The following is a 25972-nucleotide window of genomic DNA, read 5'->3' as shown; positions in this document are numbered from 1 at the left end:
CTTACGATGGGCGCATGGCAAAGAAGCTCTACGCTGACGGCATGACGGGTAAGGTCGCGATCTACGATCCGGCCAACCCGAACGCCTTCACTGACCCCAGGAACAACCTCGGATCGGTCTACTTCCACTCCGATCTCGACTACGTGGGTGTGGCGGCGATCATCGACGTATCGGTGAACCATCCGTTCCGTGCGAAGGGCGGCAGCAACGCCCGGCATGCCTACCTGACGCCCAATCCTGCCTCCGGCGCGGTGAACTCGCTCACGCACAACCTGGGCTACGTGCCGCATGCACTGGTGTTTGTCGGCAACGACATGCTGCCGGCAAATTCTCAGATCCAGCACGTAGGATCGTCCTTCCGCACTGTTGCAATCGAAGTGACGACGACACAGGTGCGCGTCTTTGAGACGGCCTGGGTCTACCAGCATGACCTTCCGGCCATCACAAAGAACTACAAGATCGTCCTTTTCACGCAGAAACTGGGATCTTCGGGCAATCAGACGCTCAGGATCGAGCCCTCTCAGTTCATCGCCTCGCGCGGCAAGCTGAATACCGCCTACAACTACCTGCGGCGATCGCTTACAAGCCCGATGTTCTGGTTCTCGAAGGGCAAGACGGCCGACGTTGCAAACGGTTCGTTCAAGATCGTGACGGCCAACGGCAGCACGATCACCCGGTCGCCCTACAACGGCTCGTTCACAGGCGTTCCCGGCATCGGAGTCGAGTTATGAGCTTCTACGCCAGCAACGACCGGATCTACATCACCAATTCCAGCGGCAAGGTGATCTTCGACACCAACAAGCCGATGCCGCACATCATCCAGACGGTGTCGGCCACGGTGTCCGTGACTTTTCCGGAAATACCGGTGTCGATCAAGCGCGGCATGACGAACATGGGACCGTCCATGATGTGCGCGCGGGACGAATACCAGTGTAAAAACGAGTATGTCTGTAACTGGGATCCGATGCTCGGACAGTATGTCTGCGGCTACGAGTGGGTCTGCAACTGGGTGGCCGTGCCCTATGACCGCTACCTGGTATGGGATGTCTTCGACTATAAGGCGCTTGAATGGGAGAAAACGCACGAGATCGCCACCATCGAGAATGGACTGGAAGCGGATTTCCTGCTGGTCAAGGCAGTTGCCACGCGCACGCTACAGGGCGAGCTTGCCGACATCGGCGGTCTGCCCTGCGGCCTGCCGCTCGGCCAGACCTTTGTCGCCAACAACACCTCCATCATCGAGTGCATGTCGGATATCCGCGACGGCTCGCCCTGGATGACCCGGATCATGAGCGTCTTCGTCGAAGGCGGAAAGGTCAAGGTCCAGTTCAAGCACTCGAACCGGGCATTCGAGTCGGTATCCGCCTGGGACTACATGGAATGCAGCTGGATTGGCTTCCCGCCCGTCGCTCCTGGCATGCCTCCGCCGCCAAAGGGCAAGAGCGCCTTCACCTTCGACCTGAACATCGTCATCGGAAAATTCACGAAATGACCGAACCCCTCTGCAAGCCCCGCTACAAGTGCCGTCCGAAGTATCAGGTGCTGCCGTCAACCCAGACGCCGATCGTCGAGGAAGGCCAGATCGTCGGCTGGACGCTGCGCATGACCATGATGCATCAGGGCATCCTGCATACCGAGGAGATGACCTATACCTGCGCGCCCGACGAGGTCCGGCCCTTCCCGTGCGACGGCCAGGCGCTGGAGGACGTTCTGGCAAAGGCCATCAACGAGCTGAACCTGATGCAGATCTGCGAAGCGGGTCTCGAAGCCAAGATTCCATCAACCGAGGAGTGAAACGATGAGTAACTGTGGTCCCGGCGAAGTGCCCTACAAGGGCTACTGCATGCCTTCCTATTTCACCGAGGAGGAAATGGAAGAGCGCTACCAGCAGCTCCTGTCCTATGAGCGCCGCGGCAAGAAAATGCGCCTGATCATCGGCGGCATTATCGTGGTGGTGCTGATTGCAGGTGCCGTTCTCTGGTATGGCAGCGTCACCGGCTGATTGCGTGTTTTCGCTCCTCGTGGTAAGTAAGGGTTTACTTACCTCACAGGAGCGCGATCATGGCTGATACCCCCTCGATGACGATCACGCCGGCCAAGGTCGGCTTTGTGTTGTCCCTGGTCACCACCGTCACGGTCGGCTGGAATGCCGTCTCTTACTTCAAGGCGATCGAACAGAAGAACTTCGAGCAGGATCAGGCAATCCAGTCCCTCAAGGAGAGCGGAATCCGTCTCGAACGCAGCACGGACCGGCTCACCAGCGAGACAGGCCAGCTCCGGATCGCCGTCGAGCGGCTGACCACGATCATCGACCGGATCGAACAGAATACGAGGCAGTAAATGGCCTTGATTCCCGAACATTGGATGCCCAATGCGCCCATGAAGCGCATCATCGCTCACTGGACAGCCGGTGGGTATGTCGCGTCGTCCCTCGACAAGGAACACTATCACTTCCTGGTTGAAGGTGACGGAACGGTCGTTCGCGGCCTGCATCCGATCAGCGCGAACATTCCGCCGCTGCGCGAGGGGAGGTATGCAGCGCACACGCGCTCGGCAAACTCCTATTCGATTGGCGTGTCCGCCTGCGGAATGGCCGGCGCTACTGAAAATCCGTTCAATCCCGGACGTTACCCGATCAGTGAGCGGCAGTTTGGCAAGCTCGCCGAACTGATCGCTACGCTCGCCAAGCGCTACGGCATTCCCGTTACTGACAAGACCATCCTGACCCATGCCGAGGTCCAGCCGAACCTGGGCATCAAGCAGCTCGGCAAGTGGGACTACACCCGCCTTGTCTTCAAGCCTGAGTTAAAGGGCTACAGGGAAGTCGGCGACTATCTCCGGCATCTCGTAAAGGTGGCAATGCGATGAGACTGCCCAAGAAGAGCTCCCGGCGCTTTTCCAAGTGGATGCTTGTGATCAACGGCGCGCTTGCCTGGGCGGCCGTCTTCTACGCGATCAACAGGGGCCAGGCTGAAGCTGTCGCCGCTTCAGGCCTCGGTCTCATCGGCATCCTCTACAGCGCCTACGTCGGTATCGGTCATGCCGATTTTCGCAAGGTTCTTGAAGCAAGCAAGACAATCCTGAGAGGTGACGATGAAGCTGGCTGATTTCATTCCAACGCCCGTCAAGGTCGGCTTCTGTGCTGTGGCCGCGGTCGCGGTGATTGCAGCCGGATGGACCATCTACAACTCGATCTACGAGTCCGGCTGGCAGGATGCCGCCTTCCACTACGAACAGAAGATGAAGGAGCAGCGTGAGGCCAACGAGCGCGCAATTGCTGAGGCCAAGCTGCGCCTCAACACAGAGATCACCCGTATTCGCCAGGAAAAGGAAAGGCTTGAAGATGCACTCGAACGGATCGAAGCAGAGGCTGACACGGATCCTCGCGCCAACAGTCTCGGCATTTCTGCTGACAGCGTGCGCCGCCTCCGGGCCATCCGCTAACGCACCGATCAATCTCCCGGAGCTTCCGGCAGAGGTAAGGACCTGCAAGGGCCCGACTGAACTGCCGGCCGGTTTCATGTCGCAGGCGAAGGTAGAGCGGAATTGGGCCTCGGACCGGGCCAATCTGGTGATCTGCCGGAACAACCTCAACACTGTCGTTGGATACTATGACGAGATGCGCGAAGGACTCACCGTTCCCCCGGGGCAGTGAGTCCTGCGTTTCTAATATAAGTATCTAAGTATTTAACTATATAGCTATATAATTAGAAACGATGGACGGGAAATGAAGCTGCCGGAGTGGACCGAAACCTTCGTCAAAGTCTACAATGACAAGGAGCGCTTTCCGACAATTGCTGATGTGGCGCTCGAACTTGGCATTTCCTATCAGACCGTCCGGAACAGGGGTGCCATTCTTCGCGGCCTGGCGCGTCGAGGTGTTGAGGTCCCGGAACTCATCAGCCGCGTCATTACAAAGACGAGAAATGACGAGGAGCAGCTTACCCCTAGAGATCATGCTCAGAAGCGCGCGGACGCGCTCAGGGACGCTGTATGTTCGATTCTGACACGCTCTAGATACCCTGTCATCAACCCCGAAGCTGTCATTGTCGAAAGCTCTGTCGCAATTGTCTATGATCGGGCGCTGGGACTGAATGTCGAGAAGGAGACAACGCCGCGCACCTGGCTTTCTGACACGCTCCGGGTCGAGAGGGTCGAGGATCCGCGCGGTCGCACCTTTATCTTTACCTCCGCCCAGAATGATGCCGAGATCCACCTGCCCTTCTGGCGCTCTCTCAAGACCTACGCCGAGCTGATCGACGCCGACATCGTGGTTGGTCCCCTCACCTACGAGACGCAGTGGTGGTCCGAGACCAACCCGGCATCTCGCTTCTATGATCCCAGGCTCGAGGAGTTCTTGTGCTTTGGTCAGATGGAGATCGGTGACAATTTCATCTTCGCCGGCGAGATGAACACTCTGCCGACGGCCCGGCGCCCTATCTCGGATCTTACGACCTATTCCCGGGGACGCTGGGCGGTTTTCCCGCATCCGATGATCCAGTTGAAGTCGGTTCCCTCCACCGATCCGAACATCCAGGCCCATCAGGTGATGACGACCGGTTCTGTGACCCGGCCGAAGGTCATTCCGCGCAGGGCTGGTGTTAAGTCGGTGTTTCATCAGGTGCTGGGCGCGACAATTGTCGAGTTCGACGAGGATGGCGACATCTTCTGCCGACAGATCATTGCCGATGAGGATGGCTCCTTCTACGATCTGGACATTTACGTGAATGGCGACGATTTCACCTTTCATGACGGCGTGGCCGGTATCGTCTTCGGCGACGTTCACATAGCCAAAGCCGATCCGAAGAACTGTATCGCCTCGTTTGGCATCCATCCGCGTGATCCGCACCGGGCACATCATTCTGGCTCGATGATGGAGGTGTTGAAGCCCGAGAAGGTCTTCTTGCACGACATCCATGATCACGAGTCCCGTAACCATCACAACGCCAATGATGCCGCCCATGCGTTCGAGATGGCCTATCGCGGCCGCGATAGTGTCGAGGATGAGGTCTTCATGGCGGCCGATTTCCTCTACGCCCTGAGCAACGCATACGAGGACACCCAGGTCATCGTCGTTGACTCCAACCATGACCTCGCCCTTGAGCGTTATGTGCGCGAGGGACGTTACCGCAATGACGGCATCAACATGCTCTACGGCTTGCGGCTTGAGCAGGCATATATGGAGTTCCGCCGCCAGGTGGCCGAGGCTCTGGAGGCCGGTGTCAACCCGCCGACCTTCTCGCTGCTCGAATGGGCGATCCGTGACCTGCTTGCACCGATCGACCTTCCGGTCCAGTGGGTGCATGACGGCCAGTCCTACCTCCTCAACGAGGTCGAGCACGGCAATCACGGCTATCGCGGCGCGAACGGTGCAAAAGGCACCGTGACGGGCTTTGCGGCAATGGGCCGGCGCATGTCGATCGCCGACAAGCACTCGCCGGAGATTCTTGATGGCGTCTACGTCGCCGGAACGATGCAGCTTCAGATGGGCTACAACAGAGGTCCATCGGGCTGGGCAGTGGCGAATATTGTGCAGTATCCGAACGGCAAGCGAACTCTCGTTACCTTGCAGAACGGCAAATGGCGTGGTAGAAAGTAAGTAAGGGTTTACTTATACTCGTGGCGAGATGTCCTCTTACAATCACTATCTTCAGGGCAAGGCGATCCAGACTGGCTGTGAGTGGCGCCTGAAATTCAAGATCATTTCCGAGGCGCTGGAGTCCTTCCCGCCGAGCGCCAAGTTCGTGGCGCATGTGCGAGACACCTATGATGGACCGCTCAAGGCTGAGCTGACCACCGAGAACGGCCGTGTCATTCGCGTTTCCGGCAATGAACTGGAACTGGTGCTGCCGGCCGAAGTCACCAAGAACTGGGAGGCCGGCAAGGTTGTCATGGACGTGATCCGGACAGATCTCACCCAGCCGATACATCTCGGTTTTGACCTCGAAATCCCCGTGAAGCGTTCCGTGACGAGGCTCTGATGTCTGACGATCTCGTTGTATCCTATGCCGATGACATTCTGGTCCGGGTTCGCCACAATCACGAGCTCCGGCTTGAACTGACGCGCCAGGGTCCGCAGGGACCGCAGGGTGAGAGGGGCGATCGCGGCTTCACGGGTAAGAGCGCATATGAACTTGCCGTGGAACAGGGTTTCTCCGGCAACCTCGGCGACTGGCTGGAGTCTCTCAAGGGCAAGCCGGTCCAGCTTCGTCGAAGCGGCTCCTATGTCCAGTGGCGTCTGGTGGGCGAGTCCACCTGGCAGAACCTTTTCCCGCTCCTCGACATCAAGGGCGACAAGGGTGATCCCGGCGACGAGGTTGAACTTCGGGTCAACAGCGGTCAGATCCAGTGGCGTCGCGGCGACGAGGCCTGGCAGAACCTGATTGCCATTCTCGATCTCAAGGGCGATCCGGGCGAGCCTGTATCGCTTCAGACCAACGCAACTCATATCCAGTGGCGGCTGGGCTCCGGTGCATGGCAGGATCTGCTGCCGCTGACCGCAATCCGCGGTGAGGACGGCGACGAGATCGAGCTGCGGCGCAGCGGTGATTACGTGCAGTGGCGTCTTGGCACCGGTTCCTGGACCAACCTTATTCCTCTTGCTGACCTCAAGGGTGACAAGGGTGATGAGGTCGAGCTGCGTGTCACGGCAACGCATATTCAGTGGCGCCTGGAAGGCGGCACCTGGCAGGATCTGATTGCACTCAGCGCGCTTCAGGGTCCGGCCGGCAATAACGCCTGGTCACCGATCCTGGCTGTTGAACAGGACGACGAGCGCTTTGTTCTCAGGGTGGTTGACTGGACGGGTGGCACAGGCGTCAAGCCGGAAACCGGCCTCTATATCGGCGCGACTGGATACGTGACGAACAAGGCAGACGCTGCAAATGTGCGCGGCGCGCCCGGCTCTGGCGACATGACCACGCCCGTCTACGACAGCAACAACGACGGCAAGGTGAACTCGGCCGACCGCGCCGATGCCGTTGACTGGTCTGGCGTCGAGAACAAGCCCTCGACCTTCCCGCCGGCATCGCACACTCACAGCGCTAGCGACATTACCTCCGGCACCCTGAACGCTTCGCGCATTCCGAACCTGGCAATCTCGAAGATCACCAACCTTCAGTCGGCGCTGGATGCCAAGCTTGACGCCAGCAAGGTGGGTGTGGCGAACGGCGTCGCTTCGCTTGATGAGAATGGCAAGGTTCCGGCTGCACAGCTTCCGAGCTACGTCGATGACGTGCTCGAGTTCCCGGACTACGCCTCGCTGCCGGCAACCGGCGAAAGCGGCAAGATCTACGTTCTCCAGACGCCGCACACCGTGGGCGGCATGACAAGCTCCCAGTTCCGCTGGACCGGTTCCGGCTATGCGCCGATCGTGGCATCGCCTGGCACGACCGATTCTCTGTCGGAAGGTTCGACCAACAAGTATTTCACCGAGGCGCGCGTGCGTTCGACGCAGCTCGCCGGACTTTCGACGGGCTCAGGCGGCGCGATCGGAGCCTCCGACACCGTTCTGTCGGCCTTTGGCAAGATCCAGAACCAGATCAATTCGCTGTCGTCTGGCGTTTCCAATCACACACATCCGGACGCGACGACTTCCGCTTCCGGTTTTATGTCCGGCGGCGACAAGTCGAAGCTCAACGGAATCGAGGCGGGCGCCGACAAGACGGATGCCGAGAATGTTGGTGCGGCCATTCACGGTTCGTCGGCCAAGACGACTCCGGCCGACAGCGATACGGTCGCTTTGATCGACTCCGCAGCCTCTTATGTCTTGAAAAAGCTGAGCTGGTCCAACATCAAGTCCACGCTCAAGGCATACTTCGACACGCTTTACTCGGCTGCAAGCCATACACATGCCGCCGCCACAACGTCGGTGGCGGGCTTCATGTCGTCCAGCGACAAGTCGAAGCTTGACGGTATTCAGGCCCAGGCGACGAAGAATGACACCGATGCAAACCTGAAGAACCGCGCCAACCACACCGGCACACAGCCCATCAGCACGATCAGCGGCTTGCAGGGTGCGCTCGACTCCAAGCTGGATCTGGCCGGCGGAACCATGACGGGCAGGCTGGAGATCCCGGCAGCTTCGGCAGACGGCGCAATGCTCAACGTCGGTCAGGGCACCGAGGGGCCCAGCTCTCCTGTCACTGGCGATGTGTGGATCAGTGGCAATGTCCTTTACTTCCGAGGGACTTCGTCTACTCGTGCGCTGGGCTCTACGGGTAACCTTTCCACCGTTTCGCAGGCTGAGGCGGAGGCAGGCACGGCGACGTCCACGAGGGCATGGACGGCGCAGCGCGTCCGGCAGGCGGTCGCTGCATACGCAGCGCCGATCTCCCACGGGCATGAGATTGCGGATGTGAATGGGCTTCAGGCGGCCCTGGATGACAAGGCCGCGTCCCTGCATACGCACGGCATTGCGGATGTGTCCGGTCTTCAGTCTGCCCTCGATGCCAAGCTTGATGCGTCTGCCGCTTCGACCGATGCGGATGCAGACACAATCGTTAAGCGCACCAGCGATGGCGACATCAATGGGCGCTACATTAAGGGCGACTCTATGTGGTGCTCGCACAGCGCGAGCACGCGCAGCTCGGATACGATCTTCTATTCCTCGACCGACAACTACATTCGCAAGAACACGGCGGCAGGTTTCAAGGCGTCGCTCGGTATCACGATTTCGGACGTTGCAAATCTTCAGTCCAGTCTCAACGCCAAGATCAACAAGACCGGCGATACAGGTCTTGGTGGTTTCGTCTCGACGACCTACAACCTGGGCAGCAGCAACGGCAAGACCATCAAGCCCGATCCGGCCAATGGCAATTATCAGGCGCTTACCAACGACGGCAACTTCACGCTTCAGGCGCCGGACGACATCAACTGGAGTTCCTACTCTATCCTGATCCGTATTAGCGGCTCGGGCGGCACCTGCACGGCTACGGGGTTCACCAAGGTCTACGGCCAGCTTCGTTCGAGCGGAAACAACTTTGCAACGATCCGCGTAATCAACACCACAAAGGTTCTTGTGTTCGAGGAGGCAAGCTGATGGCAATCGGTCAGTTCATGCCGTTATCAGTCGCGGAGGTGTTTGATCCGCCCGGCTCTGTTACCTATAACAGTGGGACACATTCATTTGTTGTTCCCGCTTACAAAACATTCCTGCGCATACGCATGTGGGGCGGCGGCGGTGGTGGTGCTCGTGGGTTGATCGGCGGCTCGAGTAACGGAAAGTCGGGGGGCGCAACCACGTGTTCGTCACTTGGTCTTACGGCGAATGGTGGCGGGTATGGAAGAAGAGGAACAGCACCAGGAGGGACCGCAAGCGGCGGCGACATAAACACTACCGGAGGCTCGTCGTCGAGTATGACTGGAGGTTCATCCCCCAATGGTGGGAGTGGAGGTAGTCAGGCACAACCAGGTAAAGCTCCCGGAGGAGGAGGCGGCGGTGACCGTTACTACAATTCCGGCAATGAAGAATACGTAACTTTAAGCGGTGGCGGAGGTGGTGGGTATCTACAGAAACAATACTCCAAAGGAGCAGTCCCCGCAGGTAGTGTTTTATCGTTCAGCGTAGGTAGCGGCGGAGCGGGGGGAGGTTCTAACAACGGCGCTAACGGAAGAGTTATAATTGAGTGGGAATAATACCATGCTTAACATTACTAAAAACGGTGAGGTCGTCCTTCAGGTCAATGAGGGCGGCGCAGTGAACCTTGACGGGTTCCACGCTTCGCCAGTCAAGGCGGGTTGGGAGTTTGAACTGGATGGTAATATTTATACTGCCGTCGAGGCACCGCCCCCGCCGGAACCAGAACCGCCAACGCCCGAGCAGATAAAGGCTTCGCTCGCAGACCATGCCGCCCAGAAGCGCTACGAAAAGGAGATAGGCGGGACGGTCTGGAATGGCCTGCCCGTCCACACCGACCGCGAGAGCCAGTCCAAGATCATTGCCGAGCGCCTGGCAATCGAAGCGGGCGAACGTGATGATCCGGATTATTGGAAGTTTGCCGATGGTGTTTTCCGGCAGATCAGCAATGAGGACTTTACTTCGCTCGCTTCGGCGGTGCGTCAGCATGTTCGTGACTGCTTTGCCCTGGAAGGCCAGGTTCTTGCTCTGATCACGACCGGCGTCATCACGACGACGGAGCAGATCGACCTCGTGTTCGAGCATGGNTTTAAGAGGCTTCGGGTAATATGGGGTCAACGATAAATTCCCACCTGGAGCCTCTCCGATGCCTAAGCCCTCAAAAGCCCGCGCTCGTGAAAGCAAGCGCGAGAAACGTTTGCGTGCCGCAAACGACAAGATCCTGGGTGCGTTCGAGCTACAGAATCCGCCTTTCAGGCCGACCACTGGCATGAAGACTCCGGTCGCGCCGCTCAACGATGCGCAGCGGGAGTATGATGCGGCAATCCGCACTGCTGACGTGATCTTTGGCGTGGGCCCCGCCGGAACCGGCAAGACATGGTTTGCCGCCATGCGTGCCGCTGAAGCGCTTGACCGGGGCGACATTCGCAAGATCATCCTCACTCGACCCGCCGTTGAGGCGGGTGAATCCCTGGGCTTTCTGCCTGGCGAGCTGGACGAGAAATACGAGCCCTACATACGCCCGGTGCGCGATGCGTTCGAGGAGTATTTCGGCACTGGCCGCCTTGAGTATCTCCTGAAGAACGGCAACATCGAGCCTCGGCCGCTTGCCTACATCCGTGGCTCGACCATCAAAAATGCCTGGCTGCTCGCCGATGAGATGCAGAATGCGACTGAAGGGCAGCTCAAGATGCTGTTGTCGCGCATCGGTGAGAACGCCAAGTTCATTCTGAACGGCGATCCCAGGCAGTCCGACCTGCCGCGGGGCAAATCCGGGCTTGAGATCGTTCGCTCAAAGCTCGCCCATGTCCCGGGCGTCGTGTCTGTCCAGTTCTTCCGCGAGGATATTGTTCGTTCCGGCATTTGCCAGGCCATCGTGGAGGCGCTTGAGGGAGCTTAGGCTCCCTCTCTCCAGTCTAGCCGTGTGCTGATCGCTATAACGTGCGCAGCAACGAACAAGTGAAACAGGCATGTCCAGCATAATTCTAGCTTTTTCGACCGAAATCGACGCGGAGCGAACGCACACCCTGGAGAGTGACTACTTCTGCCAGTTCATCGACAAGGACATCCTTGAGCATGAGCGGGAGCTGTTCACGCGCAAGTGGTTCGACTATCGCCACATGACCGTGCTCCAGGCGACCGGCGCCTACATCGAGGCCTACAACCGGGTCTACAAGCGCATCTACGCGCAGGAGTATGACCGCCAGCGTGCCGAGTATATCGCGCCGTTGAACTTCGAGGGAATGCTGGGCGATTTGAAGCGCAATGGCACTCCGAAGACCAAGCGCAAGTTCGTCGGTTGCTGGCGTGGCCGGCAGATCGCCGACTGGCTGTGCATGCCTTACGATATCTACATCGACCTTGCCTTCACCTACCGGATGCGCTGGTGGAAGCAGAATACCATGCCGCAGCCCACGCAGCTTTACAGCGAGGCGATCGTGGAGAAGATCGTTGAGCGCTGGGAAGAACTGAAGGGCAGCAACATCTACGTGGCCGAGCACCCGGCCTACCTTGTGCAGAACTATCAGGGTCTGCCGCATCAGAACGATTACCATGAGTGGCTGTTCGCCCAGGCCATGTCGCGCATGAACCCGCCGGCCTACCTGGCCGATTTTGTCCAGGCCCATCACCTGCCGATCGACAAGGTCCGGGCCCGGTTGTCGCCCGAGCAGTTTGAAGTCTTCGAGCGTTACCTCGAGTAACCCAAGACGCTTTTCGTTATAAGCAATAGTAAGTAATCGCTTACATCCAAAAGGGAAAGTTCTGTGTCAGAAGCCGAAACAGAAGTCGCAAACGACGCCAAGTTCGAGTTCGACGCGGGGTTCCAGTCCAAGATCGCGTCATTGTTCTTACGCGATACCAGCTTCGCGCTGAAAACCAACGATCTCATTCAGCCCGAGTATTTCACCGAGGACGCGACCGGCGCGCTAATTCGCATCGCAAAGGACCATTTGCGCGTATACAAGTCTGTCCCGGATCTCAAGATCCTGCCGACGCTCATCAAGGATGAGATTGCCGCCAAGCGGCTTCGGCCCGACATGCTCGAGGGCGTGAAGGCCGTCATCAAGGAAGCGATCAAGGCCGATCTGTCGAATCCGGATTACGTGGTCGATCAGGTCGTGCGTTTCGCGAAGCACCAGGCCATCGAGCAGGCGATGATGAGGTCGATTCCTCTGCTTGAGAAGGGACAGTTCGACAAGATCGCCGAGATCATGAAGAAGGCGACGTCTGTTGGTCTTACTGTCGATGACGGTGACTACGACTACTGGGCGGAGATCGAGAACAGAACGAAGGAGCGCGCCGATCTGCTGGCCGGCAAGATCGTGCGCGAAGGTATCACGACAGGCTATCCGGACATTGATGGGAACCTTTACCATTACGGCTGGGGCCGTCGCGAGCTTTCGTGCATCATGGGCGCGGCCAAGGCGGGCAAGTCCATGTCGCTCGGCGATTTCGGGCGCAATGCGTCTCTGGCCGGATACAATGTGCTCTACATCACCCTCGAAGTGAGCAAGAAGATCATTGCGGAGCGCCTCGATGCGGCAAACTCCGACACGCTGATGCGCGAGCTGCACAAGGATCACGCCAGGGTCGAGGCGGCGATCAAGGCGCTCCGGGCGAAGAACGCCGGTCATCTGCGCATTCGTGAGTATGCGTCCGGCACCTGCAAACCCTCTCAGGTCAATCGCCTCATCGAGGACTACCGCGCAAATGGCATCATCTTCGATCTGGTGATTGTTGACTACGCCGACATCATGGCAGCGGAGTATCGGTCCGACAGCATGATCGAAAACCTGCGCACGATCTATATCGACCTGCGCGCAATCGCCTTTGAGCACAACATCGCCGTGCTGACGGCCACCCAGACCAATCGCGAGGGTGCCAGGGCCTCGACGGCCAAGGCAACCGACATTGGCGACGACTGGAACAAGGCCAGAACGGTTGACATCCTGATTGGTATCAATGCGACCGACGCAGAGAAGGCGGCCGGCGAGGCGCGTCTGACCTGGCTGCTGTCGCGCAATACCGAAGATGGCTTCAGCCTGCGCATCAAGCAGGATCGCCAGAAGATGAAGTTTCTGACGAAGGTCCTCGGCAGGGTCTGATCATGAGCAACATTTCCATCGACGAACTGATGGAAGAACTCGACATCGAGTTCTTCCTTCAGCGGGAATCCATTGCCTACAAGGAGACGCGCGGCGTCAACGGCATCCAGCTCAACATCCGAACCTGCCCCGCTTGTAGCGACAGTCGCTGGCGCGTCTATTTCGGCGTCGAGACGGGGCTGGGCAACTGCTTCGTTTGCGGCCTGGGCTTCAACAAGTTGCGTTTCCTGCATCACTATTTCGGGGGCCAGGACTGGAAGACCACGATGCGCGAGGCGCGCGAGCTTCTGCGTGAACAGGGCTGGCGGCCGAAGCGCAAGGCGATGGTTGCGACATTCGAGACGAATGTGGAGCTTCCGGTGTCAGAGGAACTGCCGCTGCCGGATGGTTCCAACCTGGCTTATCTCGAGCATCGCGGTTTCGACGCCGAGATAGCCCGGTATTTTCGCTTCCGCTGGTGTCAGTTCGGCTGGTGGAAATACAAGGACGACGATGGCACGGTGAAGCTTCAGGACTTTTCCAACCGCCTGATCATCCCGGTCTATGACCTTGATGGTGAACTCAAGACATTCCAGGGGCGCGATCTGCTGCCGCCAATCACCGACGAGCAGCGGGCGCTTGGTGTGCAGGAGCGTCAGCGATACCTCTTCCCGAAGATGCTGCCCGGCACCGGGCGCTACCTCTACAACGGCCACAACGTTGTTGCGACCGATCACGTGGTCATGGGCGAAGGCGCCTTTGACGTGGCGGCGATCAAGGTTGCGCTCGATGAGGAATCGTCACTTCGCAGCGTCGTCCCGGTCGGCTCTTTCGGCAAGCATCTCTCGTATGGCAGCCCTGCCGGGGACGATCAGCTTGGACGCTTCAATGTGCTCAAGCAGAGGGGCTTGAAACGTGTAACGATCATGTGGGACGGCGAGGAGAAGGTTATCAATGCGGCGCTTGCGGCGGCCAGGCTTCTCGCGGGTATCGGGCTTCAGGTTCGCATTGCCCTTCTGCCTCATGAGAAGGATCCGAACGAGGTTCCGGCCGAGGTTGTGCGCAAGGCCTTCTACGCCGCGCACGAGTGGTCTCCGGCGCTCGACATCAAGTGGCGGCTTAGAAATCCGTATTCCGAGCGCGAACGCGCTAAATACGGATTATGAGTAAGCGCTTACTTCACCGCGTCAGTTCCATCGCTTTGCGTCGTATAACGAAAATACGAACACAGCGCGCAGCGCGCTCAGGAGAAGGGCATGAAGGAATATCCGATCGAGATCGAAACGACCCATTACGTCCACCGGGGTGGAACCAAGTTTTACAACATCACTGTGATCCACAACATGCAGGATGATGCGGTTGTGGTGTTTCGATGGGGTCGCGTCAGCCAGTTCGGGGATGTCAAGGTTCAAATCTTCAAGTCGCTTGAGGAGGCGGAGCGGGCCGCGACGAAGAAGGAAAACGAGAAGATTGGCCGCGGCTACGTCCAGGATGGCCCGATGCAGAAGCGCACGGCGGAGCATCGTTTGGAACTCTCAAGGACTATCGGGCTCGCCCTCTTCAACAAGATGGGCAAGACGGCCGTCAATCACCTCGACCCCGGTTTCGACACCAGCAAGATGCGCGACGTTGATCCGCCTCGCTTCGACGAGGAAGGCCGGCCCCAGGAGCACATTCGCAAGGCTGACATCTCGGAGCAGCTTCGGCGCCTGGCCGAAGAGGAGCGCGTCGAAGCTCTGAAGGTCTACGAAAACAACCCCCTGTTTGGACTGTTCTGATGACACGCCTGTTTCTCACCTTTTCGGACAAGAACCAGTTCAAGTTCATCTGTCCGATCTTCAATGTCGAAACGCAGTTTCGCGCCTGCAACAAGCTGCGGGATTTGGTCTATGTCGCCAACTATCCGCCTGTTCGGCGTGGTTGCCAGGCCTGCATCCAGGCCGGCAAGTGTCCGGTTGCGGAGATCATTCGCAGAATCTCCTTCAGCAACAACAGGAATCCGCCTGACACATACGGATCTGAAACGCCGGTTCTGGGCAGGATCGAGCGCAGCATTCTTGAGCGCATTGCCCCGGTGATTGTGCCTGACAAGCTCATGGAAAAGCTCGGTGTGCCGCCGGCAGAGCAGGCGTTGATCAAGTCGTCCTCGGCCCGGATCTACAAGCTGATCGGCGAGACACCGCCTGACGCTGAGCCGGTTTCCGAACGCACGGCCGAACGTGCATCTGCGCCGCGTCGCGCGCCGAAGAAAGCAGACCGGGGCGAAAGCAAGTTCGTCAACAAGGCTGCTGAAACAGGCGACCTTGCCGCAGCCGTTTCGATGTGAGGGAGTGACTTATGTCAACCGCATACGATGTTCTGCGCCTGATCGAACAGATAGGCGAGACAAGCTCGAGGACCGAGAAGGAGGAGCTTCTCGGTCTCCTGGTCGCGATGCCGCTTGGCAAGTTCGTGCTCGAATGGGCCTACAACCCCTTCATCACGTTCGGAGTCAAGGCGGTGGAGCATGGCTCGGGCGGCACGTTTAACATTCAGTTCAGGGATACGTTGGTCAAACCGCTGCTTGAACGGCTGGCGAAGCGCGAGCTTACCGGCCGGGCTGCCGAGGCCGAGATCCGCGATGTGATGGGGGCGCTTGATGCCGACGGCGCGCGCCTGCTCTACCTCATCCTGTCGAAAGACTTGAAATGCGGCATTGGTCCGGCCACGATCAACGCCGTGATGCCCGGGCTCATTCCGACCTTCGCGGTCATGCGTGCGAATGCCTACGAGTCCAAGCGCGTCAAGTCCTGGCCGCAGAAGGCCGAGTTCAAGCTCGATGGGCAGCGCAACACGTTCCTCTGTCACAACGGCAATGGTCGATTTTTCACGCGCGCCGGCAATCCGGTTCCTGCGCTCGACTTCATGGTGCCGATCGTCATGAAGGCCGCACACATCGTTGTCGGCGCAGGTCGGGCAGACCTCAACGAAGTTCTCCTCAACGAGAACGGCGAGCTTGATTTCATGCTCGACGGCGAGGCCATGATGGGGCTGTTCGAGGACACCGGCAAGCTCCGGCGCGCTCGTGAGGCGGCAATCGGTGCCGAATTGCATCTCTACGATTTCATGTCGTTCGGGGACTTCGACGCGCCCGGGGCGGTAGGCAAGCCTCTTGTCGAGCGCCGTCGGTTGCTGTCCGACTTCGTGCGCCTGGCAAAGGCCTCGCTGCCGCACGAGGAAGGCGAAATGCTCCAGCTTGTGCCGCAGTTCTTTGCCAACAACGAGCGCGAGGCAATGGAGCTGTTCGAGACGGCCCGGTCTATGTCGTTGGCGAAGTATCTGGCGCGTGGGAATCCAGAACGCGAGGCCGAGCTTCTCAAGACAACAATCGACAAGGCGACCGGCAAGCCGAAAGTGCTTGAGGGCATCATGCTCAAGGATCCGAACGGCCTCTATGAGAAGAAGAAGTCCAACGGCTGGCTCAAGATCAAAGCTGAAGAGACCGAGGATCTTCGCGTCATCGGGTGGTTCGAGGGTGAGGTTGGCACCAAGCTTGAGGGCAAGTTCGGCGGCTATCTCGTCGATCACAACGGCGTGGAAGTCCGTGTCGGCGGCGGGTTTAGCGATGCCGAGCGCGAAGCGGCCCTTGTCGAGTGCCTTGCTGCTACCGCTGGCCAGGAACCCGTCATCAAGAAGGGCATCAAGACCTACTACTTCACCGGCCGTCTCATTGAGGTTGAATACAACGAGGTAACGCCTGATGGCTCGCTCAGGCATCCCCGCTTCGTTCGCTACCGCGACGACAAGGACGGCGAAATAGAAACAAGGGAGGCTGCGTGAAGACCATTGACCGTATCGCTGCTGATGCCGTCGAGAACATGAAGCGGGAGAACAGCGAGATCGCCTTGCAGGCGATCATCGAACTGATGCTCACCGACTTTCCCGCTCGTGCCGTGGTGTCAAAGCTGCGCGCCTGGGCCGACTACCTCGAAGAACGCTCATAGACGCCTTCGCATGAGCCGCTGAATCTCGGTCACAAGGTTCACGCGGCCCTCTTTCATCAGCCGCACCAGCGCCCGGAAGTAGCCGCCGGCATTTCTGATAGGATCGGCCCCGGGCGCCGGAGCTGCCTGCAACTGCACCACATAGACCAGCGTTGCCGCGGCCAGCAGACTGCCGATGTCACGGCAGGCCTCTTCCCACCCGGACGGGCTCACACCAAACGCGCCGCGCATTTTTGCAACCGCCGACACAAGCTCCCGGTCTGATCGCGCCTCGCCGATAAATTCCATCGCATCAGGGCAGGCCCTAGCCAGGTCCGCGGCGTTTACATGTAGCTGCGGCGGCGCCGCCTCGCCCACACTATCTTCCCGGCCATTCCAACAAGACTCTTCAGGGGCATCTTTGTTATGGTCTTTGTGGCGGCAGTTATTGCCGCCACAGGCGGCATAATAGATTGCTTCTGCTTCTTCCCTGATCGCTTTCCACTCGCTCTTGAACGGCTCGACGGCGCATCCTTTGGCCGAACGCCGCGGTGTGCGCCTGGATAGCTCCAGCGCACGGCGGACGAGATCGCTGATGTCGGTGTCGGGGAACCACTCCGCAATCGCTCGCAGAGCTTCCTGGGCGGAGCGCCGGTGGACCGTCATTTCGTCAAAGGCTTCCTTCCACTCCCGCTCGCGGTCCTTCTGGGCCTGGACGCGCTCGCGCCACTCGCCGGCCCTGTGCAGGATGGGCCCAAGGTCGAAGCCGAAGGCGCGAATGATCTGCCCCTGCGGCGAACGTTGAGCAAATCGTTTACCATTCGGAGAATCTTTTGAGACGATGACGCCCAGGTCGATAAGCTGGCGCAGCGCGTAGCGGATGGACCGCTCCGGGATGCCCGTGCGCTCTACGAGGATCTCGTTCGACGGCCAGACCAGCATCCGGCCTTCTACCAATTCCCCGCCGTAGAAACCTATAAGTTGCTCAAGCACATAGCGGCAGTTGGGCGACAGGTTCAGTGCCCGTGCGCACAGCCTTCCCGCCTCGAAAAGAGCCGTCTTTTCGTCAGTAAGTGGTTGCTTAACAAGCGGCCTCACTGTAGCCAGTGAGCGCCAGCCGGTATGCTGCCCTCTGCTCATTTTCGTTCCCTCTTCAGGGCAAAGCAGGGTCGTTCACCTCCGTGGAGGTGTTGACAAATCACTCGTGATTCGGGATAACCGGAGTGTGATTTTTGAGATCCGGTGTTCTCTCAGAATGTCCGGTTATCCATACCCTCTAAAAGCCCTGGGATTGCAGTCCCGGGGCTTTTGCTTTGCCTACATCTGTTGACCTTCTAAATTTCGTCCCTCGACAAATTCCGCCATCACCTTCGCGAACAGTTCGGAGCGGTTTTTGTAGTTGCCGGCGCGGACCAAGGCGTCTACCTTCTTGCACAGGTCGTGGCGCAGCCAGATCTGCACTTGAGTCTCCCCTTGGGCCTCGCGATTGCGACGATACCTTTCGTATTTCGTAATCTTTTCCGACATAGCCACTTCCCAAACAGTCACTAGTAACTAATGCCCGATTCGCGTCGAAGCCGCAAGTATCTGTGGTTTTAGCGCGCCCCTGGCGCGACAGCGATGATTTTTGGCTCTATGTAAGTATGCATTAATTTACACCCCCATGAAAAGCGCGCTATAGCTTCAATTGTCGAAATCATTCACAGGAAGGAATTGTTAATGGTAGCGAAAAGAGCAAACCAAACTGCTGTGGACCGCGCGAAGGCGGAGGCGTCCAAGCAAATCTCCAAGATCATAGAGAAGCAAATGAGCGTCCTCGGCCTGACCCAACAGCAGGTCGCCGAGCAAGTGGGGTTCAACAATCGGAATATGCTCACCATCATCAAGAATGGTCTGGGCAAGCTTCCGGTCGAGCGCGCGCCCGCTCTTGCGAAGGCCCTGCGGGTTGACGAGCGCAAGCTCATTAGACTGGCGCTCCAACAGAACTACTCCCCGGAGATCGTCAATCTGATTATGGGGCCGAATGATGAACGCCTGTCCGTCAACGAGGCTGCCATCATTAATCATATACGCAGGGTCACGAACAATTCGGACCCAGAGCTGACGCCCGATCTTGCCGAGAAGCTCGAAAGGGCATTCATGTAACATCATGATCATGAGCAAGCGAGGCCGGCCCTGTCTATAACGGGGCTGGCTAAAATTTTCCGTATCACGCTAAGTAAGCACTTACTGGAGGACGAAATGGTGAACCGGGACCTGCTGCCTAATGAAGATGCTCAAATCTTGGCAACTACGATGGAACACCAGGAAAAAGTAGAGCTTGAAGGGGTGACGGTCTTTATTGGCAAAATAGAAATTGGCAAAAAAGAACAGCGTAGGTGCATTCTCATCATTCCATGCGCCGGTAACAGCATCCTTTTGTCTCCCGACGACTGATTTGCTACTTCGCTTTATAAGTAATCACTTAGTTACGGACGAGAGAGAGATGAAGCGGGACCTGCTGCCTAATGAAGATGCTCAAATCCTGGCAACCACGATGGAACACCAGGAAAAAGTAGAGCTTGAAGGGATGACGGTTTTTATTGGTAAAATAGAACAGCGTAGGCACATTCTCATCGTTCCATGCGCCGGTAACAGCATCCTTTTGTTTCCCGACGACTGATTTGTTACTTTCACTTTATAAGTAATCACTTAGTTACGGACGAGAGAGAGATGAACCGGGATATTGTCGAGCTACGGGAGATCATTCAAAAACTGGTTCCACTGCTTGCAGGTCGAGGCCTCACGGTGACGCAGATCGGCACCCAGGCCTATGTCTCGACCAATCCGCTGACAAAGATTCCTGAGCGCGTCAATATTCCGAGCATTCCGGACAATGCGGCACCGGAATTTGTTCGTGCGATCCAGGGCTTCATCGACCACGAGGTCGCCCACGTTCTCTATACCGACTGGAAGCAGTATGGAGCGGCGGGCGGCCTGAGTGCAAAGGATCTGCGCGATCCGAAGAAGCAGCGCTTCATGAACCTGCACAACATCGTGGAAGACACGATGATCGAACGGCGCATGGTTGCCGACTTTCCTGGTTCCGCACGTAACCTGTCCGATACCCGCAAATACTTCCTCGAGAAGGTCACAAAGAAGGCCCTGGCGACGGCAAAGGACGAAAAGGACGCCTTTCGCTATCTGCTTGTGCCGCTGATGCGAGCGCTCGCCGGCCATGAGGAAATGCAGGAGTTCATGGACGAAGGGGGTTATTGGAAGAACCCCTACATTGATGCGGTGGTCAAGGGGCTGAAGCCGGAGACGCTGGACCTTCTCAAGACCTGCACCACGACGGCCGAAACGCGCGTGATCGCCGAGGAGCTCGAGGGGATCATCTATCCGGCGCAGCAGTCGCCGGCTTCTGCGAACGCTGATCCCGACGAGGACGGCGATGAAAGCGAGGACAAGCCTGATCAGAAGGCCGGTCCCGGCAATGGCACTGGAGCCCGCGACCACGACGACAGCGATGGTCAGGAGCCTGGAGACGATGACGAGAGCTCCGGCACGACGATCACGATCTCCGCTGGCGGCACTGGTGATGAGGAAGAAGAGGAAGGCGGCAACAAAGAGAAGGAAGACAACAAGACCTCCGACGGCGACGCGAAGCCTGATGCCGACGATGATGAAGGTGAAGGTGAAGGTGAAGGTGAAGGTGAAGGTGAAGCGGACGGAAAGTCGAACGGGCCGGGCGACGACGAAGATGGTGAGAGCGCGGAAGGCTCAGGTGAAGGCGAAGGGGGCGAAGACAACGACGACGGTGACGAGAGCGGAGAAAGCAAGTCCGCTCCTCAGAACGGTGTAAGCAAGTATCGCACTGAAGGCGCTGACGGTGGCGGTGTCGGCGACATAAGCGACGACGATACCGAGCACCAGGGCGGCGGTGGTGGTGTGGGCAACGCTGCGTCGAAGGCGGTCTTTGACTACGACGACCGCGACTTCGAGGAGGTCGATATGTCCAAGCAGATTGCCATCCTGATCTCGGATGAGGCGGTCGCTGCGATGGATCCGAGCCAGTATCTTGTGCTCACCCGTGAAATCGACAGGATCGAGCATGTGAAGGTGCCGCCGAACATCAAGCGGGAATGGGTTCCGAGAATGGAAGAGGAAGTTGCGTCGATGACCAGTCGCATGACGAAGGACATCGAGCGGATGCTTGCCTCGCAGAGCCACGTCATTCGCACGCCCGGGCATCGCAAGGGCAAACTTCATGCCCCCTCGCTCTATCGTGTGTTGCAGGGTGATCCGCGTGTTTTCACGCAGAAGCAGGAGCACACCTCGAAGGACACGGCGGTGACGCTTCTGTGCGACAACTCCGGCTCGATGGGCGGGGAAAAGATGAAGCTCTGCATGATTTCGGCGTTCGCCCTCTCGCAGGTGCTGGATCGCGTCAAGATCGCGCATGAGGTCATCGGATTCACGACCGGCGGCTGGTATAACATACCCGAGACGCTGCGTGATGCGATCGACAGGGAGATGACCGCATCCAAGATACGTTGGGATCGTGTCGAGCCGATCGTGATGCCGATCTACAAGGATTTCGAGGAGCGTATGTCGCCACAGGTGAAGGAGCGCTTCGCCTACATGATGTTTGCCCAGCCTGGTCTGAACGGCAACATCGACGGCGAGTCCCTCGAATATGCTGCAATCCGTCTGTTGAAGCGGCCCGAGAAGCGCAAGGTGATGCTTGTGCTCTCGGACGGTCAGCCGGCCGGCTCCTACAAGTCTGGACCGCATCTGTCCTACATGGTCAAGCACCTTGAGGAGGACTTCAACATCGAGTGCATCGGCATAGGCATCATGGATAAGTCCGTGAAGCGCTTCTATCCCAAGAATGTGGTCATCAATGACGTGAAGGAGCTGCCGACAACCGTCATTGGGGAGATCAGAAAGCTCCTCATGTAGCCGCATTGGTAAGTATGCGGATACTTATAAAATCGCTTGTCTCCCACGCAGAAAGTAAGTAAGCATTTAACAAAGCGCTACGCGACAGCGCAAATTGATCAGAGGGTAGCAAATGACCGATACCGCAGTTCTCACCACTGCTGACGAGGCAGTGGACGATCGAATCGTGTGCCATGTGGACAATCAGCGCGTCCACGTCATCAAGACTCACCTTCAGAAGCACCATCCGGAATGGACGATCGAGCGCTACATGGCGGAGTTTCCGGGCGCGCCGCTCATGTCCAAGACGGCAGAGGAGCTGCTCAAGAAGCGTGAACGGGAGAAGGCAGAGGCAGCCAAGCGCGCGGCCGAACAGACAGAAACGCGCGCCGCTCTCATGACCAGCTTTGGCGACGGCAGTGGTGTTTCGCGCAGCTCGGTTGTGGTCAAACAGGAGTTCTTTCACGAGGTCTTCGAGCTTGGCAAGGCGTCGGCAGCACTGAACGCGAAGGGTCAGCCGATCCCGATCTCCATCCTGACCGGGCACGATCCCGAGTCTGAGAACTACATCCCGGATGTGGACCGGAACTACATCTTCAACATCGACCTGTTGAAGAAGGTCATTGTCGGGCTCCAGCTCAACATGCCGATCTATCTCTGGGGTATGCACGGCACCGGCAAGACCACCGTGCTTGAGCAGGCCTGCGCGAGAACGCGCCGTCCGTTCATGCGCGTCCAGCACACCATCAACATGCAGGAGTCCGACGTCCTGGGCCAGTGGACGGTCAAGGATGGTCAGACAGTCTTCCAGCTTGGGCCGCTGCCGCTCGCCATGCTCAATGGCTGGTTCTACTGCGCCGACGAATACGACTTCGCCATGCCGTCCGTGACGGCTGTCTATCAGCCGGTGCTTGAAGGCAAGCCGCTCGTCATCAAGGATGCACCTCCGATCTTCCGCAAGATCGTGCCGCATCCAGAGTTCCGCTTCGGCGCGACCGGAAACACGAATGGCTCTGGCGACGAGACCGGCCTCTATCAGGGCACCCTCGTTCAGAACGCCGCGAACTACTCGCGCTTCAAGATCACCGAAGAGGTCAAGTATATGGAGCCGAAGATCGAGGAGTCGATCCTGGTGTCCGTGACCCGGATCGACAAGGCGACTGCGACCAAGATGGTCAAGTTTGCGAACGATGTCCGCAAGCTGTTCGCCGACGGCAAGATCTCCATGACCATATCGCCGCGTGAGCTGATCTCGGCAGCACAGATCGGCATCGCTTACGGCGCGAACTTCGTGCTTGGGCTCGAGCTGGCTTTTGCCAACCGTCTGACGCGCGTGGATCGCAAGACTGTCCAGGAATACCTCCAGAGGCTGATGGGCGCATGAGCGAGAACTATCGAGATCCGAAAGCATCGGAGGCGCGTATTCGCTCCTTCGCCCGTCGCGTTCTCCGGCGTGTTCATGCGCTGGGTGCCAAGACTGCCACTCTCGATGACATCGAACAGGAACTCTGGATCGCCTGGTGCAAGGCAGTTGAGGCATATGACCCGAAGGGAGGAGCGTCTTTTCAGACGTTCCTCTACAGGGGCATGCAGAACCACATCAATCGCTACGTGGAACAGCAGTATGAGCGGTTCCACGAGCAGACCGTTGCCCTGGCGCTCGATGCTGCACCGTCAGACGATGTTGAGGATGGCAGCCTCATCGACATCATTCCGGATGAGTCCGTAAACTTCGACAGCGAACTGGAAAACGAGGATGCGTTCCAGTTCGCCATCCAGAAGTTGTCGGAGCGCGCCAGGATTTTCGTGCAGCTTCTCAAGGACCAGCCGACGGAGCTCGTTAAGGAGTTCCAGAAGCTGCACATTCGCGGTGAATACGCTCGAAAGATCGGCGTTCCCGTCATCACCCCTCAACGCATGACCGCCTACATCATCTTCGACTTCATGGGTGCGAGCCGGCACGAACGGACGCAAATCCTCGCGGAAGTCGAGGAGCTTGGCAAATACATGATCGCTAGGTTGAATCCCTGATGTATGAAGTCCCGCCCTTCTCGCCCGGCTGCTTCGGGTCTGCAATCGCGTTTCGTAAGGAAGACATGGTGTGCCAGGCTTGCCCCTTCGCCGAGAAGTGCGAGGTGGCGCATGAAATCACCCTGAAGGCTCTGCGCGAGCGATACGGCATCAAGCCGCCGCAGCCGCGCACTGCGCAAAGGGCGAAGAAGCAGGAGGCCCACACGGCCGATCCCGCAGCAACTGTGCTGCCCAAGAAGGCGCGGGAACTCATCGAGCGGCTCGACCGGAGCCAGATTGACATCTGCGGCTCGCTCAGGCGCGGCGTCAATCCGTTCGGCAAGGGGCTGAATTTCATGCGGATCGCCTGTCACATCCTGCTACGCGCCTCTGCCCCGTTTGATCGCGAGTTCCTGAGCGCTGCCTTTGTCAAGGCGCTCGGCTGGCAGAAGAACACTGCCGATGCACACGCGCGCATGGCGATCATGGCGCTTACGCACGTTGGTGCGATTGAGAACCGTGATGGCCTGATTTCCCTGCGAAAGGCATGACGAACAGCCGGATGTCGTTCCGGTCATTCCAAGCGTTATTCCACTGGACAAGCAGACATGTATTCCATCCTTGCAGCTCGAACCGACTTCTCGATTGGCGAGTCTATCCTTTCCACCGAGGATCTGATCCAGAAGGCTGTCGATGCGGGGCAGCGTGCCGTTGCGCTCACCGACACGATGAGCGTCACGGGCATGATCGACTTCACCAAGCGCGCCAAGAAGGCGGGGTTGAAGCCGGTCATCGGCACGAGGCTGCGTCTTACCGATGATCCGACCTGGCGGCCCGCCAAGGGCGAGAAGAAGAAGCACATGCCGCGCTCCTACTTCCTGACGATCTACGCGCTCAAGGAAGCGGGCATGAAGGCGATCTTCCGGCTGCTGACCCTCGCCAACAGCGACGACCGCTTCTACTACGAGCCGAAGCTCGGCTTCGACGACCTCCTCAACGAGCTGCGCGAGCTTGACCGGGGCGATGTGGCGATCGTTCTGGGCGATGCCCACTCGGTCCTGGAGCATCCGGAACACGAGAAGATCGTGGGCGACATTCGTCCGCTCGTGGAGCACTTCTACGCGCCGCTCATTCCGGTCAACACGCCTTATTACGGCCGGCTGAACCAGATTGCCATTGACCTCATTGAAAAGGGCATCTGTGCGCCAATCGTCGTGCGCCCGGCCTTCTACGGCCAGGGCGAAGCCGATGCGCAGGAAATCATGACGGCGATCGCATCGAACGTGAAGGTGTCCGATCCCTGGTTCCTGTCGCGCTTCAACCGTGACTTGCACGTGGTCTCCGTGAGGGAGCTAGTCGATCACATCAAGTTGGCGGTCGAACACCTGAACAAGCGCGGTGTTGCAAATGGCGGTCTGCACTTCAAGGAAGGTCTCATCAATACGGGCAGGCTCGTCGCCGCGGTAGAATACGAATGGACAAAGCAGCAGGTCTCGCTGCCGCAGATGGCACCGGACGAGTTCAAGGCTGTCGTGGAGGCCTGCAAGGAAGGCTGGACCAGGCGCTTCAAGGACAAGGTGTTCGGACACCGGCCGACGGATGAGGAACTCGAAAAGGTCTACAAGCCGCGTCTTGCCTATGAGCTGTCCGTGCTCAAGCGGCTGAATTTCTCCGGCTACTTTCTGCTTGTGCAGGATGTGGTGCAGTTCGCCAAGAAGAACGGCATTCTTGTCGGGCCTGGTCGCGGCTCTGTGGGCGGCTCTCTGGTTGCTTACCTCATGGGCATCACGGAATGCGACCCGATCCGGTTCGGTGAGAACGGCGGTGAGAAACTAGTCCACGGAAGCGGCGGCATGGAGCTGCTGCGGGCGGTGTAAAAGTCGTCCACCCTTTCCCTTTCTGCGACAGCAGGGAGG

At 58.4% G+C, this 25972-nt stretch carries 30 protein-coding genes; 28 read left to right on the top strand and 2 right to left on the bottom strand.

What is annotated here, in order from left to right:
• The first annotated feature begins 14 nt into the window (after positions 1-14).
• The 20 genes from ABD906_RS05120 to ABD906_RS05025 all read left to right on the top strand — a co-directional run bounded on the left by ABD906_RS05120 (position 15) and on the right by ABD906_RS05025 (position 17144).
• Positions 15-731, top strand: a complete 717-nt coding sequence (locus ABD906_RS05120) for a hypothetical protein (protein ID WP_345098509.1) — start codon at positions 15-17, stop codon at positions 729-731.
• Positions 728-1492 carry a hypothetical protein gene (locus tag ABD906_RS05115; protein WP_345098508.1) on the top strand — a complete coding sequence of 255 codons (765 nt, stop codon included), beginning with the start codon at positions 728-730 and terminating at the stop codon, positions 1490-1492. Before ABD906_RS05120 ends, ABD906_RS05115 begins: the two co-directional genes overlap by 4 nt.
• Entirely contained in the window at positions 1489-1794 is a 306-nt protein-coding gene (locus tag ABD906_RS05110) for a hypothetical protein (RefSeq protein WP_345098507.1), read from the top strand. Before ABD906_RS05115 ends, ABD906_RS05110 begins: the two co-directional genes overlap by 4 nt.
• 4 nt (positions 1795-1798) lie before the next feature.
• Positions 1799-2002, top strand: coding sequence for a hypothetical protein (locus ABD906_RS05105; RefSeq protein WP_345098506.1), 204 nt, complete (start codon positions 1799-1801; stop codon positions 2000-2002).
• 59 nt (positions 2003-2061) lie between these two features.
• Positions 2062-2340 (top strand): hypothetical protein, encoded by a 279-nt coding sequence (locus ABD906_RS05100; RefSeq protein WP_345098505.1) that lies wholly within the window; start codon positions 2062-2064, stop codon positions 2338-2340.
• Between the two features lie 39 nt (positions 2341-2379).
• Entirely contained in the window at positions 2380-2868 is a 489-nt protein-coding gene (locus ABD906_RS05095; protein WP_345098504.1) for a peptidoglycan recognition protein family protein, read from the top strand.
• Positions 2865-3107 carry a hypothetical protein gene (locus tag ABD906_RS05090; protein WP_345098503.1) on the top strand — a complete coding sequence of 81 codons (243 nt, stop codon included), beginning with the start codon at positions 2865-2867 and terminating at the stop codon, positions 3105-3107. Before ABD906_RS05095 ends, ABD906_RS05090 begins: the two co-directional genes overlap by 4 nt.
• A complete protein-coding gene (locus tag ABD906_RS05085; RefSeq protein ID WP_345098502.1) occupies positions 3094-3444 on the top strand; it encodes a hypothetical protein in 351 nt (116 codons plus the stop codon). Before ABD906_RS05090 ends, ABD906_RS05085 begins: the two co-directional genes overlap by 14 nt.
• Positions 3445-3727: 283 nt before the next feature.
• Positions 3728-5599 (top strand): hypothetical protein, encoded by a 1872-nt coding sequence (locus ABD906_RS05080; protein ID WP_345098500.1) that lies wholly within the window; start codon positions 3728-3730, stop codon positions 5597-5599.
• Positions 5600-5627: 28 nt separating this feature from the next.
• A complete protein-coding gene (locus ABD906_RS05075) occupies positions 5628-5981 on the top strand; it encodes a hypothetical protein (protein ID WP_345098499.1) in 354 nt (117 codons plus the stop codon).
• Positions 5981-9040, top strand: coding sequence for a phage tail fiber repeat family protein (locus ABD906_RS05070; RefSeq protein WP_345098498.1), 3060 nt, complete (start codon positions 5981-5983; stop codon positions 9038-9040). The genes ABD906_RS05075 and ABD906_RS05070 overlap by 1 nt, the downstream gene beginning before the upstream one ends.
• A 600-nt stretch (positions 9041-9640) precedes the next feature.
• Positions 9641-10201, top strand: a complete 561-nt coding sequence (locus tag ABD906_RS05065; protein WP_345098497.1) for a DUF4376 domain-containing protein — start codon at positions 9641-9643, stop codon at positions 10199-10201.
• 22 nt (positions 10202-10223) lie between these two features.
• Entirely contained in the window at positions 10224-10976 is a 753-nt protein-coding gene (locus ABD906_RS05060) for a PhoH family protein (protein WP_345098496.1), read from the top strand.
• Between the two features lie 70 nt (positions 10977-11046).
• Complete coding sequence (locus ABD906_RS05055) at positions 11047-11778, top strand: hypothetical protein (RefSeq protein ID WP_345098495.1); 732 nt, start codon at positions 11047-11049, stop codon at positions 11776-11778.
• 63 nt (positions 11779-11841) lie between these two features.
• The gene (locus ABD906_RS05050) at positions 11842-13182 is read left to right on the top strand and encodes a DnaB-like helicase C-terminal domain-containing protein (protein ID WP_345098494.1); all 1341 of its coding nucleotides are present in this window, start codon (positions 11842-11844) and stop codon (positions 13180-13182) included.
• A 2-nt stretch (positions 13183-13184) separates the two neighbouring features.
• Entirely contained in the window at positions 13185-14327 is a 1143-nt protein-coding gene (locus ABD906_RS05045) for a hypothetical protein (protein WP_345098493.1), read from the top strand.
• 90 nt (positions 14328-14417) lie between these two features.
• Entirely contained in the window at positions 14418-14939 is a 522-nt protein-coding gene (locus ABD906_RS05040; protein ID WP_345098492.1) for a WGR domain-containing protein, read from the top strand.
• Positions 14939-15487: a hypothetical protein gene (locus ABD906_RS05035; RefSeq protein WP_345098491.1), complete on the top strand. Its 549-nt coding sequence runs from the start codon at positions 14939-14941 to the stop codon at positions 15485-15487. The genes ABD906_RS05040 and ABD906_RS05035 overlap by 1 nt, the downstream gene beginning before the upstream one ends.
• A gap of 11 nt (positions 15488-15498) precedes the next feature.
• Entirely contained in the window at positions 15499-16980 is a 1482-nt protein-coding gene (locus ABD906_RS05030) for an ATP-dependent DNA ligase (protein WP_345098490.1), read from the top strand.
• Positions 16977-17144 carry a hypothetical protein gene (locus ABD906_RS05025; protein ID WP_345098489.1) on the top strand — a complete coding sequence of 56 codons (168 nt, stop codon included), beginning with the start codon at positions 16977-16979 and terminating at the stop codon, positions 17142-17144. Before ABD906_RS05030 ends, ABD906_RS05025 begins: the two co-directional genes overlap by 4 nt.
• Here the strand turns inward: ABD906_RS05025 and repC are convergent.
• Together repC and ABD906_RS05015 are read right to left on the bottom strand one after the other, a co-directional pair.
• On the bottom strand, positions 17139-18263 hold the full coding sequence (gene repC, locus ABD906_RS05020) for a plasmid replication protein RepC (protein ID WP_345098488.1): 1125 nt from the start codon (positions 18261-18263) through the stop codon (positions 17139-17141). The genes ABD906_RS05025 and repC overlap by 6 nt on opposite strands.
• Positions 18264-18440: 177 nt before the next feature.
• Positions 18441-18650, bottom strand: a complete 210-nt coding sequence (locus tag ABD906_RS05015; RefSeq protein WP_345098487.1) for a ribbon-helix-helix domain-containing protein — start codon at positions 18648-18650, stop codon at positions 18441-18443.
• Between the two features lie 192 nt (positions 18651-18842).
• On the opposite strand from ABD906_RS05015, the gene ABD906_RS05010 reads away from it, so the two are divergent.
• The 8 genes from ABD906_RS05010 (at position 18843) to ABD906_RS04975 (ending at position 25933) form a co-directional block, all read left to right on the top strand.
• On the top strand, positions 18843-19268 hold the full coding sequence (locus ABD906_RS05010; protein WP_345098486.1) for a hypothetical protein: 426 nt from the start codon (positions 18843-18845) through the stop codon (positions 19266-19268).
• Between the two features lie 96 nt (positions 19269-19364).
• Positions 19365-19559 (top strand): hypothetical protein, encoded by a 195-nt coding sequence (locus ABD906_RS05005; protein WP_345098485.1) that lies wholly within the window; start codon positions 19365-19367, stop codon positions 19557-19559.
• A 49-nt stretch (positions 19560-19608) separates the two neighbouring features.
• The gene (locus ABD906_RS05000; protein WP_345098484.1) at positions 19609-19785 is read left to right on the top strand and encodes a hypothetical protein; all 177 of its coding nucleotides are present in this window, start codon (positions 19609-19611) and stop codon (positions 19783-19785) included.
• A 50-nt stretch (positions 19786-19835) separates the two neighbouring features.
• Complete coding sequence (locus ABD906_RS04995; protein WP_345098483.1) at positions 19836-22067, top strand: cobaltochelatase CobT-related protein; 2232 nt, start codon at positions 19836-19838, stop codon at positions 22065-22067.
• Between the two features lie 112 nt (positions 22068-22179).
• A complete protein-coding gene (locus tag ABD906_RS04990; RefSeq protein ID WP_345098481.1) occupies positions 22180-23430 on the top strand; it encodes an AAA family ATPase in 1251 nt (416 codons plus the stop codon).
• Positions 23427-24077 (top strand): sigma factor, encoded by a 651-nt coding sequence (locus ABD906_RS04985; RefSeq protein WP_345098480.1) that lies wholly within the window; start codon positions 23427-23429, stop codon positions 24075-24077. Before ABD906_RS04990 ends, ABD906_RS04985 begins: the two co-directional genes overlap by 4 nt.
• A complete protein-coding gene (locus tag ABD906_RS04980; RefSeq protein WP_345098479.1) occupies positions 24077-24607 on the top strand; it encodes a hypothetical protein in 531 nt (176 codons plus the stop codon). The genes ABD906_RS04985 and ABD906_RS04980 overlap by 1 nt, the downstream gene beginning before the upstream one ends.
• 57 nt (positions 24608-24664) lie before the next feature.
• Entirely contained in the window at positions 24665-25933 is a 1269-nt protein-coding gene (locus ABD906_RS04975) for a PHP domain-containing protein (protein WP_345098478.1), read from the top strand.
• The last annotated feature ends 39 nt before the right edge of the window (positions 25934-25972 follow it).

The organism is Chelativorans composti (assembly GCF_039541695.1).
Lineage (GTDB): Bacteria > Pseudomonadota > Alphaproteobacteria > Rhizobiales > Rhizobiaceae > Chelativorans > Chelativorans composti.
This window is presented reverse-complemented; position numbering and strand designations above follow the sequence as displayed.

Coding starts and splice junctions, on each gene's coding strand:
- ABD906_RS05120 (WP_345098509.1), top strand. CDS start 15: ATGGCAAAGAAGCTCTACGCTGACGGCATGACGGGTAAGGTCGCGATC.
- ABD906_RS05115 (WP_345098508.1), top strand. CDS start 728: ATGAGCTTCTACGCCAGCAACGACCGGATCTACATCACCAATTCCAGC.
- ABD906_RS05110 (WP_345098507.1), top strand. CDS start 1,489: ATGACCGAACCCCTCTGCAAGCCCCGCTACAAGTGCCGTCCGAAGTAT.
- ABD906_RS05105 (WP_345098506.1), top strand. CDS start 1,799: ATGAGTAACTGTGGTCCCGGCGAAGTGCCCTACAAGGGCTACTGCATG.
- ABD906_RS05100 (WP_345098505.1), top strand. CDS start 2,062: ATGGCTGATACCCCCTCGATGACGATCACGCCGGCCAAGGTCGGCTTT.
- ABD906_RS05095 (WP_345098504.1), top strand. CDS start 2,380: ATGAAGCGCATCATCGCTCACTGGACAGCCGGTGGGTATGTCGCGTCG.
- ABD906_RS05090 (WP_345098503.1), top strand. CDS start 2,865: ATGAGACTGCCCAAGAAGAGCTCCCGGCGCTTTTCCAAGTGGATGCTT.
- ABD906_RS05085 (WP_345098502.1), top strand. CDS start 3,094: ATGAAGCTGGCTGATTTCATTCCAACGCCCGTCAAGGTCGGCTTCTGT.
- ABD906_RS05080 (WP_345098500.1), top strand. CDS start 3,728: ATGAAGCTGCCGGAGTGGACCGAAACCTTCGTCAAAGTCTACAATGAC.
- ABD906_RS05075 (WP_345098499.1), top strand. CDS start 5,628: ATGTCCTCTTACAATCACTATCTTCAGGGCAAGGCGATCCAGACTGGC.
- ABD906_RS05070 (WP_345098498.1), top strand. CDS start 5,981: ATGTCTGACGATCTCGTTGTATCCTATGCCGATGACATTCTGGTCCGG.
- ABD906_RS05060 (WP_345098496.1), top strand. CDS start 10,224: ATGCCTAAGCCCTCAAAAGCCCGCGCTCGTGAAAGCAAGCGCGAGAAA.
- ABD906_RS05055 (WP_345098495.1), top strand. CDS start 11,047: ATGTCCAGCATAATTCTAGCTTTTTCGACCGAAATCGACGCGGAGCGA.
- ABD906_RS05045 (WP_345098493.1), top strand. CDS start 13,185: ATGAGCAACATTTCCATCGACGAACTGATGGAAGAACTCGACATCGAG.
- ABD906_RS05040 (WP_345098492.1), top strand. CDS start 14,418: ATGAAGGAATATCCGATCGAGATCGAAACGACCCATTACGTCCACCGG.
- ABD906_RS05035 (WP_345098491.1), top strand. CDS start 14,939: ATGACACGCCTGTTTCTCACCTTTTCGGACAAGAACCAGTTCAAGTTC.
- ABD906_RS05030 (WP_345098490.1), top strand. CDS start 15,499: ATGTCAACCGCATACGATGTTCTGCGCCTGATCGAACAGATAGGCGAG.
- repC (WP_345098488.1), bottom strand. CDS start 18,263: ATGAGCAGAGGGCAGCATACCGGCTGGCGCTCACTGGCTACAGTGAGG.
- ABD906_RS05015 (WP_345098487.1), bottom strand. CDS start 18,650: ATGTCGGAAAAGATTACGAAATACGAAAGGTATCGTCGCAATCGCGAG.
- ABD906_RS05010 (WP_345098486.1), top strand. CDS start 18,843: ATGGTAGCGAAAAGAGCAAACCAAACTGCTGTGGACCGCGCGAAGGCG.
- ABD906_RS05005 (WP_345098485.1), top strand. CDS start 19,365: ATGGTGAACCGGGACCTGCTGCCTAATGAAGATGCTCAAATCTTGGCA.
- ABD906_RS05000 (WP_345098484.1), top strand. CDS start 19,609: ATGAAGCGGGACCTGCTGCCTAATGAAGATGCTCAAATCCTGGCAACC.
- ABD906_RS04995 (WP_345098483.1), top strand. CDS start 19,836: ATGAACCGGGATATTGTCGAGCTACGGGAGATCATTCAAAAACTGGTT.
- ABD906_RS04990 (WP_345098481.1), top strand. CDS start 22,180: ATGACCGATACCGCAGTTCTCACCACTGCTGACGAGGCAGTGGACGAT.
- ABD906_RS04985 (WP_345098480.1), top strand. CDS start 23,427: ATGAGCGAGAACTATCGAGATCCGAAAGCATCGGAGGCGCGTATTCGC.
- ABD906_RS04980 (WP_345098479.1), top strand. CDS start 24,077: ATGTATGAAGTCCCGCCCTTCTCGCCCGGCTGCTTCGGGTCTGCAATC.
- ABD906_RS04975 (WP_345098478.1), top strand. CDS start 24,665: ATGTATTCCATCCTTGCAGCTCGAACCGACTTCTCGATTGGCGAGTCT.